The following is a 13,952-nucleotide window of genomic DNA, read 5'->3' as shown; positions in this document are numbered from 1 at the left end:
ACCCACAGCGAGGAGAGGCTCATGTGCCTGGCGGTACCCGGCAAAGTGCTGGACATCGAAGAACGGGACGGCACCCGGATGGCCAACGTCGACTTCGGCGGCGTGGTCAAGGAGGTGTGCCTGGAGTATCTGCCCGACCTCCGGGTCGGCGAGTACGCCATCGTCCACGTCGGGTTCGCCCTGCAACGGCTGGACGAGGAATCGGCGCGGCAGACGCTCGAACTTTTCGCCGAACTCGGCATGCTGCAGGAGGAGTTCGGCGATCCCTGGGAGATGGCGGCGATGGAGGCGGGCGTGGACCCGGCGGAAGAGGTGCGCAACCCGTGAAGTACATCGACGAGTTCCAGGACCCGGAGCTGGCGCGCCGGCTCCTCGACGACATCCACGCCACGGTGACCAGGCCATGGGCGCTGATGGAGGTGTGCGGAGGGCAGACGCACAGCATCATCCGGCACGGCATCGACCAACTCCTGCCGGATCAGGTCGAGTTGATCCACGGACCGGGCTGCCCGGTGTGCGTGACCCCGCTGGAGGTCATCGACAAGGCGCTGGAGATCGCCTCCCGGCCGGAGGTGATCTTCTGCTCCTTCGGCGACATGCTGCGCGTGCCCGGCACCGGCCGGGACCTGTTCCAGGTCCGCGGGGAAGGCGGTGACGTGCGCGTCGTCTACTCGCCGCTCGACGCGCTGCGGATCGCCCAGCAGAACCCAAACCGCGAGGTGGTGTTCTTCGGCATCGGCTTCGAGACGACGGCACCCCCCAACGCCATGACGGTCCATCAGGCCCGGAAGCTGGGCATCAGGAACTTCAGCATGCTCGTGTCCCACGTCCGCGTACCGCCGGCCATCGAGGCGATCATGTCTTCGCCGAGCTGTCGGGTGCAGGGCTTCCTCGCGGCCGGGCACGTCTGCAGCGTGATGGGCGTGGAGGAGTACCCGCGACTGGCGGAGCGCTTCCGCGTGCCGATCGTCGTGACGGGCTTCGAGCCACTGGACATCCTCGAAGGCGTACGCCGGGCCGTCCACCAGCTGGAACAGGGTGAGCACACCGTCGACAACGCCTACGCCCGTGCCGTCCGCCCGGAGGGCAACCCGGCCGCCCGTGCCATGCTGGAGGACGTCTTCGAGGTCACCGACCGGGCCTGGCGCGGTATCGGGGTGATTCCCGGAAGTGGGTGGCGGCTGGCGTCGAAGTACCGCGACCACGACGCGGAGCACCGCTTCGAGGTCGGCGGGATCCGGACGGCCGAACCCGCCGAGTGCCGCAGCGGAGAGGTCCTGCAGGGGCTGCTCAAGCCGCACGAGTGCGAGGCCTTCGGCACTCTGTGCACCCCCCGTACGCCCCTTGGGGCAACGATGGTTTCCAGCGAGGGCGCCTGCGCGGCGTACTACCTCTACCGGCGGCTGGACCTGCCCACCACCACGACGGTTCGGGAGGCGAGCCCCGTTGTCTGACACCACCGATCTGCCTGTTCCCGCCGCCCTGGACATCGAGGCCTGGACCTGTCCGGCGCCGGTCCGGGACCGGCCGCGTGTCGTCATGGGCCACGGCGGGGGTGGAGTCCTGTCCGCCGAACTGGTCCAGCAGACCTTCGCGCCTGCCTTCGGGGGCGAGGTGTTGGCCCAGATGGGTGATGCCGCCGTGCTCTCCCTGGGCGGAGCGCGGCTGGCTTTCTCCACCGACTCGTACGTGGTGCGGCCGTTGTTCTTCCCCGGCGGCAGCATCGGAGACCTGGCGGTCAACGGAACCGTCAACGACCTCGCCATGAGCGGCGCCCGAGCCGCTTACCTCTCCTGCGGGTTCATCCTGGAGGAGGGTGTCGAGCTGGACGTGGTCACGCGGGTGTCCCAGGCGCTGGGCGCGGCGGCGCGGGCCGCCGGTGTGGAGGTGGCCACCGGTGACACCAAGGTGGTGGAGGCCGGCCACGGCGACGGGATCTTCATCAACACGGCGGGCATCGGCCTCGTCCCGGCGGGCGTGGATCTGCGTCCCCAGCGGGTCGTCCCCGGCGACGTCGTGATCGTCAGCGGTGCCATCGGTGTCCACGGGGTCGCGATCATGAGCGTGCGCGAGGGCCTGGAGTTCGGCGTGGAGATCGAGAGCGACTGCGCGGCGCTCGGCGGCCTCGTCGACGCCATGCTCGCCGTCACCCCCGATCTGCACGTCCTGCGCGATCCCACCCGGGGCGGCCTGGCGGCCACGCTCAACGAGATCGCGGCGGCCTCCGGTACCGGGGTCGTCATCCGGGAACGCGACGTCCCGGTCCCGTCGGCCGTGGCCAATGCCTGCGCCATTCTCGGGCTGGACCCCATGTACATCGCCAACGAGGGCAAGCTCGTCGCCTTCGTCCCGCGCGAGCACGCCGACGCCGTCCTGGAGGCGATGAGAGCCCATCCCCTGGGCGCCGACTCCGTGATCATCGGCGAGAGCGTCGAGGCGCATCCCGGCATGGTCGTGGCCCGCACCGGCCTGGGGGGAACACGGGTGGTCGATCTGCCGATCGGGGAGCAACTGCCGCGGATCTGCTGAGAGGGCCCCGCGGCACCCGCTCGTCGCGGAGTCGGCCGTCCGGGTGCCGACGGGTCCTAATCCTGCCGGTGGCCGGACGGCGGATCCTGTGGGTCCACGCCGGTCCCGGAGGAAGCGTCCCTGGAGCCGCTGGGACGCTGGGAGCGGCCCTTGCGTCCGGCGTCACGGCGGCCCTTCTCGTCCATGTCGCCGTACTCCTCGCCGCGTGTCCCGTGACTCTTCGCCGTGTCACCCGGCACGGACTTCGTCTCCTCCGCGGACTTCGTTCGGCCCCGGCCTCTTTCGTCGGCGTGCTCGGCCGTACGGAACGAGCGGGGGGCGCTCGGGTTGTCCTGCTGGCGTGTCTCGTCCACATCGGGCGACCAGCCGTGCTGCTCGGTGCCCTCGTGGCGGCTAGGGCCCTTTCCGTGCGGTGGCTCGGACGAACGTGGTTTCTTCGACATGGGCCGACCTGCCTGTTCATGGTCGATGGGGACGCCGGTCGTGCGTCGCCGCGATGGGTAAAGTATCCCTTCTCTTAATATTTAGAGCATTTTGTGACAATCCCGGTTCGGCCCGAGGTCGCGCGAAGCGTTGTGGGTGAGGTCGAGTGCGACCCGTCAGCGGCGCAGACGGGTGTTGAGCCGGGCGGCCTGGCGCGTCAGGTGGTCGCGCTCGGCGAGGTCGGGAGCCTTCCGGGCCGCTTCGGCGTACAACTGCGCGGCCGTCGCCAGGTCGCCGTCGCGCTCATGGAGGTACGCCGCAACCGCGGTGTGACGCGGCAGCGAGTCGTCCAGTGTCGCGAGCGCCGCCAGACCGGCGCGCGGTCCGTCGGCCTCACCCACGGCCACCGCGCGGTTGAGCCGGACGACCGGGCTGTCGGTCAGGCGTGCGAGCTCGTCGTACCACTCGACGATCTGCACCCAGTCGGTCTCCTCGGCGATGAGCGCGTCGGCGTGCAGTGCGGCGATGGCGGCCTGGGCCTGGAACTCGCCCAGCCGGTCACGGGCGAGGGCCGCCTGCAGGATCTCGACGCCCTCGGCGATCGACTCCGTGTCCCACTGGCCGCGGTCCTGCTCGGCAAGGGGCACCAGGCTGCCGTCGGGCGCGGTCCGGGCGGCGCGCCGGGCGTGGTGGAGCATCATGAGGGCGAGCAACCCCGACACCTCGGGGTGATCGATCGCGCCCGCGAGCTGCCGGGTGAGCCGGATGGCCTCGGCGGCGAGGTCGACGTCGCCGGAGTAGCCCTCGTTGAAGACCAGGTAGAGGACGCGCAGCACGGTGGCGACGTCACCGGGCTGGACGAACCGTATTCCGGAGACGGTGCGCTTGGCGCGGCTGATGCGCTGGGCCATGGTCGCCTCGGGCACCAGGTAGGCCTGGGCGATCTGGCGGGTGGTCAGCCCACCGACGGCGCGCAGCGTGAGCGCGACCGCGGACGCCGGTGTCAGCGACGGGTGGGCGCACAGGAAGTAGAGCTGGAGCGTGTCGTCCACCCCGGGGGCGGGGCCGGGCGTCGGCTCGTCGTCGACCAGGTCCTCACGCCGGCGCCGGGCGGCGTCCGCGCGGGTCGCGTCGAGGAACTTGCGCCAGGCCACGGTGACCAGCCAGCCCTTCGCGTCCCGCGGCGGGTCGGCGGGCCACACACGGACCGCCTCGATCAGCGCGTCCTGCACGGCGTCCTCGGCCGCCGCGAAGTCGGCTCCGCGGCGGACGAGGACGGCGAGCACACCAGGTGTGAGGCTGCGGAGCAGAGCCTCGTTCATCGGCGAGGTCACTCCGTGATGGTGGGCGGCGCGGTCAGGAACGGGCGCAGCTCCAGCCACTCGTGGATCGGCTTCCCGCCCGCGCCGGGGGCGGCCGACAGTTCCCCGGCCAGTTCGACGGCACGTTCGTAGCTGTCGACGTCGATCACCATCCAGCCGGCGATGAGGTCCTTCGTCTCGGCGAACGGGCCGTCGGTGACCGGCGGTCGCCCTTCGCCGTCGTACCGGACCCACGCTCCCCCGGGGGCGAGCGCCTGACCGTCGACGAACTCGCCGGTCTTCTCCAGCCCGGTCGCGAAGTCGTTCATGTACTGCATGTGGGCCGAGATCTCCTCCGGCGTCCACTGGTCCATGGGTACGTCGTTCACCGCAGCCGGGGCGCCACGGTAGTGCTTGAGGAGCAGGTACTTGGCCATCGTGGTTCTCCTTGTACTGGTGCGACCCATTGTGGTCGCGTTCACAGCGGGGACGGAGCCAGGAGCGGGTTCTCGACATCGGCGGCCAAGATTTTTTCCGGCAGCCCTGGAGTGCCCGCGCGACGGCCTTGACGAACCCTTCCGAGTGCCCCGCGTCCGACGATGTATTCCACCCCGGGCGGTATCTTCTCGGGGCGGTCGGGGTCTCTGTACCAGGCTTTGGTTGTCGGACGACAACTGAGTTAACCTTCACCGGATTTTCTCATCAGGCTGATCCGTGAACTGCGGAAACGAGGTCGGTGAGCGGGCCTCGCACGGCCCGGCGCGGGTTCCGAGTCCTCGGCGCGAGGGCTCTTGGGGAGCGGAACGAGGGTGCGCACATGAGCAGCAAGACGATCGAGGCCACCGACCGGGCCCCGGGCGAGCAGGAGCTACGGCAACTGCTGGCCGGACTGACCGCCGTACGGGACGGCGACTTCGGTACCCGGCTGCCGTCCGACGGTGAGGGCCTGCTCGGCGACATCGCCACGGTCTTCAACGGCATGGTGGACCAACTCTCCGTGTTCACCTCGGAAGTGACACGGGTGGCGCGCGAGGTGGGCACCGAGGGCACGCTCGGCGGTCAGGCCGAGGTGCCGGGGGTCTCGGGCACCTGGGCAGACCTGACCGACTCGGTCAACGCCATGGCGGGCAATCTGACCACACAGGTGCGCGACATCGCGCAGGTGGCGACCGCGGTCGCCAAGGGCGACCTGTCGCAGAAGATCGACGTGCCCGCGCGTGGCGAGATCCTGCAGCTGAAGGAGACCGTCAACACGATGGTCGACCAGCTCTCCGCCTTCGCGGACGAGGTCACGCGCGTCGCCCGTGAGGTCGGCAGCGAGGGCCGGCTCGGCGGACAGGCCCAGGTGCCCGGCGTGGGCGGCGTCTGGCGCGACCTGACCGATTCGGTCAACTTCATGGCGGGCAACCTGACTTCCCAGGTCCGCAACGTCGCCCAGGTGACCACGGCGGTCGCGCAGGGCGATCTCTCCCAGAAGATCACGGTGGATGCCCGTGGTGAGATTCTGGAGTTGAAGAACACCATCAACACGATGGTGGATCAGTTGTCCGGTTTCGCCGACGAGGTCACCCGTGTCGCCCGTGAGGTCGGCACCGAGGGGCGGCTCGGCGGACAGGCGGACGTCAAGGGCGTGAAGGGCACCTGGCGCGATCTGACGGACTCCGTGAACTTCATGGCGGGCAACCTCACCGCGCAGGTCCGCAATGTCGCCCAGGTGGCCACGGCGGTGGCACAGGGCGATCTCTCCCAGAAGATCACGGTGGATGCCCGTGGTGAGATTCTGGAGTTGAAGAACACCATCAACACGATGGTGGATCAGTTGTCCGGTTTCGCCGACGAGGTCACCCGTGTCGCCCGTGAGGTCGGCACGGAAGGCAATCTGGGTGGACAGGCGATCGTCCGGGGCGCGTCGGGGACCTGGAAGGACCTGACGGACAACGTCAACGTGATGGCGTCGAACCTGACCGGCCAGGTCCGCTCGATCGCCCAGGTCGCCACGGCCGTCGCGCGCGGCGACCTGTCACAGAAGATCACGGTCGAGGCCAAGGGCGAGGTAGCGGCCCTGGCCGACGTCATCAACACGATGGTCGACACGCTCTCCGCGTTCGCCGACGAGGTCACCCGCGTCGCGCGCGAGGTAGGCACCGAGGGACGCCTCGGAGGCCAGGCGCACGTGCCCAACGTTGCGGGCACGTGGAAGGACCTCACCGACAACGTCAACTCGATGGCCAACAACCTCACCGGCCAGGTCCGCAACATCGCCCTGGTGACCACGGCCGTGGCCAACGGCGACCTGTCGAAGAAGATCGACGTCGACGCCCGCGGCGAGATCCTGGAACTGAAGACCACCATCAACACGATGGTCGACCAGCTGTCGTCGTTCGCCGCCGAAGTCACCCGTGTCGCCCGCGAGGTGGGCAGCGAGGGCCGGCTCGGCGGCCAGGCCGAGGTCGAGGGCGTCGAGGGCACCTGGAAGCGGCTGACCGAGAACGTCAACGAACTCGCGGGGAACCTCACCCGCCAGGTCCGCGCCATCGCCGAGGTCACCAGCGCCGTCGCCGAGGGCGACCTGACCCGCTCGATCACCGTGGAGGCCTCGGGCGAGGTCGCCGACCTCAAGGACAACATCAACTCCATGGTGGAGTCCCTGCGGGAGACCACCCGGGCCAACCAGGAGCAGGACTGGCTGAAGACCAACCTCGCCCGGATCTCCGGCCTGATGCAGGGCCATCGTGACCTGCCCGTCGTCGCCGAGCTCATCATGGACGAGCTCGCGCCGCTGGCGTCCGCGCAGTACGGCGCCTTCTACCTCGCCGAGGACACCGAGCGCGGACCCGAGCTGCGGCTGGTGGGCTCGTACGGCTATCCCGACGACACCGACCGGCCCGAGCGCATCCCCGTCGGGCGCTCGCTGGTCGGGCAGGCCGCGCGCAACCGCCGCCCCATCAGCGTGGAGGAGCTGCCACCGGGCTACGTGACCATCTCCTCCGGTCTCGGGCAGGCCGTGCCCAGCGCCCTGGTGGTGCTGCCCATCGTGGTCGAGGACCAGGTCCTCGGCGTCATCGAGCTGGGCTCCGTCACCTCCTTCACCCAGATCCACCAGGACTTCCTCGCCCAGCTGATGCCGACCATCGGCGTCAACCTCAACACCATCGTGGCCAACGCCCGCACCGACGAACTGCTGGGGGAGTCCCAGCGGCTGACCGCCGAACTCCAGGCACGCTCGGAGGAGTTGCAGGTACAGCAGGACGAACTGCAGCGCTCCAACGCCGAACTGGAGGAGAAGGCCTCCCTGCTCGCCTCGCAGAACAGCGACATCGAGGCCAAGAACCTGGAGATCGAGCAGGCACGGCAGGAGCTGGAGACGCGCGCACAGCAACTGGCGCTGGCGTCGAAGTACAAGTCCGAGTTCCTGGCGAACATGAGCCACGAACTGCGCACCCCACTCAACAGCCTGCTGATCCTGGCCCAGCTGCTGGCCCAGAACCCCTCGCGCAACCTGACGCCCAAGCAGGTCGAGTACGCGGGCATCATCCACTCGGCGGGCTCGGACCTGCTGCAGCTGATCAACGACATCCTCGACCTGTCGAAGGTCGAGGCGGGCAAGATGGACGTCACGCCGGAGCGGGTTCCGCTGCGCAAGCTCCTCGAGTACGTCGAGGCGACGTTCCGGCCGATGACGACGCAGAAGAGCCTGGACTTCACGGTGGCCACCGCGCCGGGCACGCCCGCCGACCTGCTCACCGACGACTCCCGCCTGCGTCAGATCCTGCGCAACCTGCTGTCCAACGCGGTGAAGTTCACCGAACAGGGCGGCGTCGCCCTGCGCATCGAACCCGCCGCGGACCGGGAGGTGCCCACGGGCGTCCTGCGCGGCGGTGCCGTCGTGGCCTTCCGGGTGAAGGACACCGGTATCGGCATTCCCCAGCAGCAGCTGGAGACGATCTTCGGCGCCTTCCAGCAGGCGGACGGCACCACCAGCCGTAAGTACGGCGGCACCGGCCTCGGTCTGTCGATCACCCGGGAGATCGCCCATCTGCTCGGCGGCGCCGTCACGGTCGACAGCACGCCCGGTCAGGGCAGCACCTTCACCCTCTACCTCCCCGTGGCACGCGCCGACTTCGAGGACGTGCTCGACGGCGGCAGCCTGCTGACAGAGCACCCGCACAGCACGGCCCGGGACCTGACGCCGGCCTCTCGGCCCGACACCGCTTCCTCCGCGGTACCCGAGCAGCGCCGGCGCCGTCTGCTCGTCGTCGAGGACCGCCCCCGCGGACTGCTGACCCTCGTCGCCGAACGCGCGGTCGCGGACCTCGCGCCCGACGACGACCCACGCGGGGCCATCGACATCATCACGGCGATCGGGGCGCAGGAGGCGGCGAGCACGCTGGCCGCCGAACCCTGCCACTGCGTCGTCCTCGAACTCGGCATGCCCGACGACGAGGGCGCCCGTCTGCTGGAGGCCATGGAAGGCGACTCGGCGCTGGCCAGCGTGCCCGTACTCGTGCACACCGGCCATCGCGTGGACCTGGCGCACGAGCAGACGCTGCGCTCCCGCGCGGACGGCCGCCCGCTGGACTTCCTGTCCAGCCTGGACGAACTTCGCGAACGGATCACCCTGCACCTGTCCGCCGAGGAGCCGGGGGACGTGCTGTCACTGGTACGCGCCGAGGAGTCCCAGCGCCCGGCCGCGCAGGTCGTCGACGGTGCCTTCCTCGGCCGTAAGGTGCTCGTGGTCGACGACGACGTGCGCAACCTCTTCGCGCTGAGCGGGATGCTGGAACTCCACGGCTTCCACGTCCTGCACGCCGAGAACGGCCGCAAGGGCATCGAGATGCTGCTCGCCCATCCGGACATCTCGCTGGTCCTGATGGACGTGATGATGCCGGAGATGGACGGCTACAGCGCCACCGCGGAGATCCGGTCGATGCCCCAGTACGCCGATCTGCCCATCATCGCCGTCACCGCGAAGGCCATGCCCGGCGACCAGGAGAAGAGCCTCGCGTCGGGCGCGAACGACTACGTCACCAAGCCGGTCGACACCAACGACCTCATCGGCCGCGTCCGACGCTGGCTGTCCGTATGACGGGGAGTCACGCCACCCCGCGTACCAGCCGACCGCGTGGTGTCTCCGGACACCCCAGCCGAGGAACAGGTCGAACGTGAGCGATCCCCACCAGCCGGCCGAGCCGCAGGACGCCGGCGCCGGCGGTCCGTCCGCGGCCGACCGGCAGACAGAACGCCCCCGGGAAGAAGCCGGGAAGGGGCAGCCTTCCCCCGTCGGCAGACTCGCCGCGACCGTGGAGCGACTGCGCCGCGAGGTGCAGGAGGCCCAGGCGGAAGCGGACGGGCGTGCCCTGATCGAGCTGGCCAAGGGCATCCTTGTCGAGCGGCTCGGGTGCGGGCCGTCGCAGGCGGCACGGCAGCTCGCCGAGCTGGCCCAGCAAGCGGGCGTGACACCCCTCGAATTCGCCGTCGACGTCATCAACCAGGCCGCGCGCGACCGGCTCTCCGAAGTGACGACCACCTTCCTCACGATCACGGCCGGCCGCGACGAGGCCACCGACTCCGCAAGAAGCGGCTCCTTGGCCGTACGGCTGCGGACCGCCGAGAGCGCCGCGCTGGCCGCCCACGACGCCCAGGCCGTCGCCGACTCCCTGCTGGAACACGCCCTGACGCCACTCGGCGCGGAAGCGGTCGCCATCTGGGCGCTGGGCGCCGACGGCTCCCTCACCCTGGCGGGCAGCGCCGGGTTCTCGGCCGCGGAGGCGGCACGCTGGCGGTACGTACCGCCCGGCGTGGTGACGGTGGCACGCCACGGGCTCGGCGAGCGTACGGGCCAGTGGATCGGCTGCCTGTCGGAGACAGGCCTGCCCTCCATCGGCCGGCACCACCACCCCGACGGCGGCCGGGTCGCCGTACCGGCGGGCACCGGGGGCCGCATCCACGGAGTACTGGAAATCGTCTGGCCCACGCCACTGCAAGCCCAGCCACCGCAGATCGTCCGCCAGGTCGAGGCACTGGCCGAGCTGTGCGCGCACACACTGGAGACCTACGCCCCGCGCCACCCCGACGGGGACATGCGGCCAGGGATCCTGCCGGACGTCGCCGAACTGATGGACCTGGCCGACGGCCTGCACGACCCCGCCCTGGTGCTCGTCCCGTACCTCGACGCCACCGGGGAACTCGTCGACTTCCGTATCCAGCACGTCAACAGCCGCTTCCTCGACCCGGCCGGCCGGCCACGCGGGGTCGTCAACGGAGCCCTGCTCCTGGAGACGTATCCGATGGCCGCCGGCGAGAGCGAGCTGTTCGAGCAGGTCGAGCGCGTCTACGCCACGGGTGAACCGTTCCGTGCCCGGCGCATGCGGCTCACGGCCCTGCTGGAGGACGTGCCACTGGCGGCGGTCGCCGACATCAACATCAGCCGGCACGGCGGCAGCGTGCTGCTCATCTGGCGCATAGAGGACGAGACCGCACGGCTGGCGAGCCTGCTGCAGCACGCCCAGCGCCTCGGCCGCATCGGCGGATTCGAGGAGAACCTCGTCACCGGCGAGATCACCTGGAACGGCCAGCTCTACAGCCTCTACGGCAAGCCCTCAGTCAGCGGCCCGGTCCCGCTGGAGGACCTGCCCGCCCACGCCCACCCCGACGACGCCGTCGCCATCGGCAGGTTCCTGCGCACCCTGCTGCACCACCGCCGCCCCGCGTCCGCGGCCTTCCGGCTCCAGCGGCCCGACGGCGTGACCCGGCACATTCGCGTGGTGGCCGAACCGGTCCTCGACTCCGACGGCCGGCTCTCCGTCGTCCGGGGTGCCTACCAGGACATCTCCGCCCACCACTGGACGGAGGTCGCCCTCGCCGCCACCCGCGACCAGCTCGCCCACACCGAGCAGCAGGCGAGCGAACGCGACCGGCTCACCCTCCAGCTCCAACACGCGATCATGCCCCCGGCGCAGGCCCCGCTGGAGGCCCCCGGACTGCGCGTGGCCGTTCGCTACCGGCCCGCGGAGACCCAGAACCTGGTCGGAGGCGACTGGTACGACGCCGTGGTGCTGCCATCGGGGCTGGTGCTGTTGTGTGTGGGAGACGTCGCCGGACACGGCATCGAGGCGGCCACCAGCATGGTCGTCCTGCGCAACGCGCTGCGGGGTCTCGCCGTGACCGGGGCCGGACCGGGCCAGTTGCTGTCCTGGCTCAACATGGTGGCCCACCATCTGACCGGAGCCGTCACCGCCACGGCGGTCTGTGGCCTGTACGACCCCGACCGCCACACCCTGCGCTGGGCCAGAGCGGGCCATCTGCCGCCCGTCCTGGTACGCGCCGGCGAAGCGACGCCGCTGCCCCTGATCAAGGGGCTGCTGCTCGGTGCCCTGCCCGAGGCGACGTACGAGGAACACGAGGCCCAACTGGCCGTCGACGACACCCTGCTGATGTACACCGACGGGCTGATCGAACGCCGTGACCGGTCCGTGGAGGAATCACTGGCCCAACTGCTGACGGCCGCGCGCACGGTCCCGCCCACGCTCGACCAGCAGCTGGACCGTCTGCTCACCCACAGCAAGTCCGACACGGACGACGACACCTGCCTCGTGGGCGTACGGGTGACCTAGCGGACAGCTGTACGACCGCATCGTCACGGCAGGGAACCGGTCGACAGGACGTCTGCGAACGCGGGTGGCGGGCACACGGTGTGTACGAGAGGCGTTCGGACGACTGAACGGGGAAGCCGGTGGCGATCAAGGCGATGGGCTGGGCACATTCGTTTCCCGTGTCAGGGGGCGTGCAGGCCGGTCGGCGGTGGACACGGAGGCAGTTGGAGTCCCTGGCGTGGACCGCTGCCGAGCCCGAGATGGTGGATGCCGTCGTCCTGACCGTGTCCGAGCTGCTCACCAACGCGCATGTCCACGCGCACAGCGACGCGTATCTGATCCTTACCTGGGACGGCGAATGCCTGCATGTGAGCGTCCATGACGAGGACCCGACCCTGCCGCGCCGGCGCAATCCGCGGCCCGGTGAGACCTCCGGCCGCGGCGTGGGCATCGTACGGATGCTCGCCGACGAGCTGGAGATGAAGTGCCAGCGGCACGGCAAGACGGTGTCGGCGTGCTTCCGCCCGGCCGACACCGGCCGGGCAGGCGACGGCTGAGTGTGGAACGCCTACCCCGTGTGCCCACCGGCATGCGTACACATTCCTGATCGGTTCCGCTCGGCCACCGCCGGACCCCGTCAACCTGCGGGATCCTCACGGATGAGAAGGCACACGGTCACTCCGCGCACCGGTGGGTTATACGATGAGGTGTCCGTGGCCCGTCGATGTGTAGGCGTGGTGAACGGAGAGACGGGGAGTGCGCCGCACGGCGGCACCTGAGACAGGAGAGAACGTGGACGTCTCCCACGGCGTGGACCGGACGGTCACGGCATCGTCGCGTGACGGCGCTGTGCTGGAGATCCGCTCTTTGCCCGGTCGCCCGGGTATTCGTGCTGCTGGAGAGATCAACGTGTTCACCCGTTCTTTCTGGGAACAGGGACTGGAGGATCTGGCGAGCGTTCACACGGACGTCTCCTTCGTGGAACTGTCCGACCTGCGGTTCATCGATGTGGGTGGCGCGGCGGCGCTGGCGATCACCGCGCAGCAACTGGTCGGCGGCCGTATCGTCGTGGACCGTCCGCCGCCGGAGCTGGAGCGCATCCTGCATCTGTTCTGGCCCGGCCTGGCAACGATCGAGGTGGCAGGACGATGAGCACGGCCACCCACACCGACCCCTTCGTGCACCCGGCGCTGTTCTACCGGGGCGAGGAGCAGTACACGGCGGGTACGGTGCCGTTCCTGGTGGAAGGTCTGGCCGCCGGAGAGGCCGTCGCGGTCGCCGTTCCCGGCCCCAACCTCGAACTGATCAAGGCTGAGATGGGAGCAAGCGCCGCCGAGGTCACCTTCCTCGACATGACCCGAGCGGGCCGCAACCCGGGGCGGATCATCCCCGGTGTACTGCGAGCCTTCGCCGACGCCCACCCGGCCGGCCGGGTGAGGATCATCGGCGAACCGATCTGGGCCGGCCGCTCGGCCGTGGAGTACCCGGCGTGCGTCCAGCACGAGGCTCTCATCAACACGGCCTTCCAGGGCCGTGAGGTGACGATCCTGTGCCCGTACGACGCGGACGGCCTGGAGCCGGAGGTGCTCGCCGACGCCTGGGCCACCCATCCCGTCGTCATCGACACCGGCGCCGAACTGACCAGCGACTCCTACGATCCCGAGCGGATCGTCACCCGCTACAACCAGCCGCTCACCTATCCGCCCGGAGCCGCGTCTCTGTCGTTCGAAGCGGAAGCACTCCCGCGGGCCCGCACTTTCGCAGTCGGGGAAGCCAAGCGGCTGGGCCTCGCCGATGACGCGTTGCAGGATCTGACGCTGGCGGTGGCGGAGCTGACCACCAACAGCGTGGTGCACGGCGGTGGATCGGGGACACTGCGGATCTGGGCCGAGGGTGAGCAGATCGTCTGCGAGGTCCACGACCGCGGCCGGCTGACCGATCCGCTGGCAGGCCGTCGGCCACCGGCCCGCGACCAGTTGGGCGGGCGCGGTCTGATGCTCGTCCACTACATCGCCGACCTCGTCCGCCTCCACACCGCGCAGGACAGCACCACGATCCGCTTCTACCTCAACCGCTGACGGCCCTGCCTCGCCGAAGTGAGCTGCCC

11 protein-coding genes are annotated in these 13,952 nt (G+C 70.0%); 8 read left to right on the top strand and 3 right to left on the bottom strand.

The window, feature by feature from the left end; all coding sequences use genetic code 11:
- The first annotated feature begins 21 nt into the window (after window positions 1-21).
- From OG622_RS03425 to hypE, 3 genes are read left to right on the top strand one after another with little or no spacing between them, the layout of a single operon-like run.
- Window positions 22-327, top strand: coding sequence for a HypC/HybG/HupF family hydrogenase formation chaperone (locus tag OG622_RS03425; RefSeq protein ID WP_371573142.1), 306 nt, complete (start codon window positions 22-24; stop codon window positions 325-327).
- Complete coding sequence (gene hypD, locus OG622_RS03420) at window positions 324-1,454, top strand: hydrogenase formation protein HypD (protein ID WP_371573140.1); 1,131 nt, start codon at window positions 324-326, stop codon at window positions 1,452-1,454. Before OG622_RS03425 ends, hypD begins: the two co-directional genes overlap by 4 nt.
- Window positions 1,447-2,529 carry a hydrogenase expression/formation protein HypE gene (gene hypE / locus OG622_RS03415; protein WP_371573138.1) on the top strand — a complete coding sequence of 361 codons (1,083 nt, stop codon included), beginning with the start codon at window positions 1,447-1,449 and terminating at the stop codon, window positions 2,527-2,529. Before hypD ends, hypE begins: the two co-directional genes overlap by 8 nt.
- A gap of 56 nt (window positions 2,530-2,585) precedes the next feature.
- Here hypE and OG622_RS03410 read toward each other — a convergent pair whose 3' ends face one another.
- The 3 genes from OG622_RS03410 to OG622_RS03400 all read right to left on the bottom strand — a co-directional run bounded on the left by OG622_RS03410 (window position 2,586) and on the right by OG622_RS03400 (window position 4,690).
- Entirely contained in the window at window positions 2,586-2,972 is a 387-nt protein-coding gene (locus OG622_RS03410; protein WP_371573136.1) for a hypothetical protein, read from the bottom strand.
- Between the two features lie 156 nt (window positions 2,973-3,128).
- On the bottom strand, window positions 3,129-4,274 hold the full coding sequence (locus tag OG622_RS03405; RefSeq protein ID WP_371583989.1) for an RNA polymerase sigma factor: 1,146 nt from the start codon (window positions 4,272-4,274) through the stop codon (window positions 3,129-3,131).
- Window positions 4,275-4,282: 8 nt separating this feature from the next.
- Entirely contained in the window at window positions 4,283-4,690 is a 408-nt protein-coding gene (locus OG622_RS03400) for a YciI family protein (RefSeq protein WP_371573134.1), read from the bottom strand.
- A 380-nt stretch (window positions 4,691-5,070) separates the two neighbouring features.
- Here OG622_RS03400 and OG622_RS03395 point away from each other — a divergent pair, with 380 nt between their 5' ends.
- The 5 genes from OG622_RS03395 (at window position 5,071) to OG622_RS03375 (ending at window position 13,923) form a co-directional block, all read left to right on the top strand.
- Window positions 5,071-9,339: a HAMP domain-containing protein gene (locus OG622_RS03395; protein ID WP_371573132.1), complete on the top strand. Its 4,269-nt coding sequence runs from the start codon at window positions 5,071-5,073 to the stop codon at window positions 9,337-9,339.
- 76 nt (window positions 9,340-9,415) lie between these two features.
- Window positions 9,416-11,866, top strand: a complete 2,451-nt coding sequence (locus OG622_RS03390; protein ID WP_371573130.1) for a SpoIIE family protein phosphatase — start codon at window positions 9,416-9,418, stop codon at window positions 11,864-11,866.
- A 119-nt stretch (window positions 11,867-11,985) separates the two neighbouring features.
- The gene (locus OG622_RS03385) at window positions 11,986-12,402 is read left to right on the top strand and encodes an ATP-binding protein (RefSeq protein ID WP_371573129.1); all 417 of its coding nucleotides are present in this window, start codon (window positions 11,986-11,988) and stop codon (window positions 12,400-12,402) included.
- Between the two features lie 235 nt (window positions 12,403-12,637).
- The gene (locus tag OG622_RS03380) at window positions 12,638-12,997 is read left to right on the top strand and encodes an STAS domain-containing protein (protein WP_371573128.1); all 360 of its coding nucleotides are present in this window, start codon (window positions 12,638-12,640) and stop codon (window positions 12,995-12,997) included.
- Window positions 12,994-13,923: an anti-sigma factor RsbA family regulatory protein gene (locus OG622_RS03375; RefSeq protein ID WP_371573125.1), complete on the top strand. Its 930-nt coding sequence runs from the start codon at window positions 12,994-12,996 to the stop codon at window positions 13,921-13,923. Before OG622_RS03380 ends, OG622_RS03375 begins: the two co-directional genes overlap by 4 nt.
- The last annotated feature ends 29 nt before the right edge of the window (window positions 13,924-13,952 follow it).

Origin of the sequence: Streptomyces sp. NBC_01314 (assembly GCF_041435215.1) — a bacterium.
Classification (GTDB): Bacteria; Actinomycetota; Actinomycetes; order Streptomycetales; family Streptomycetaceae; genus Streptomyces.
This window is presented reverse-complemented; position numbering and strand designations above follow the sequence as displayed.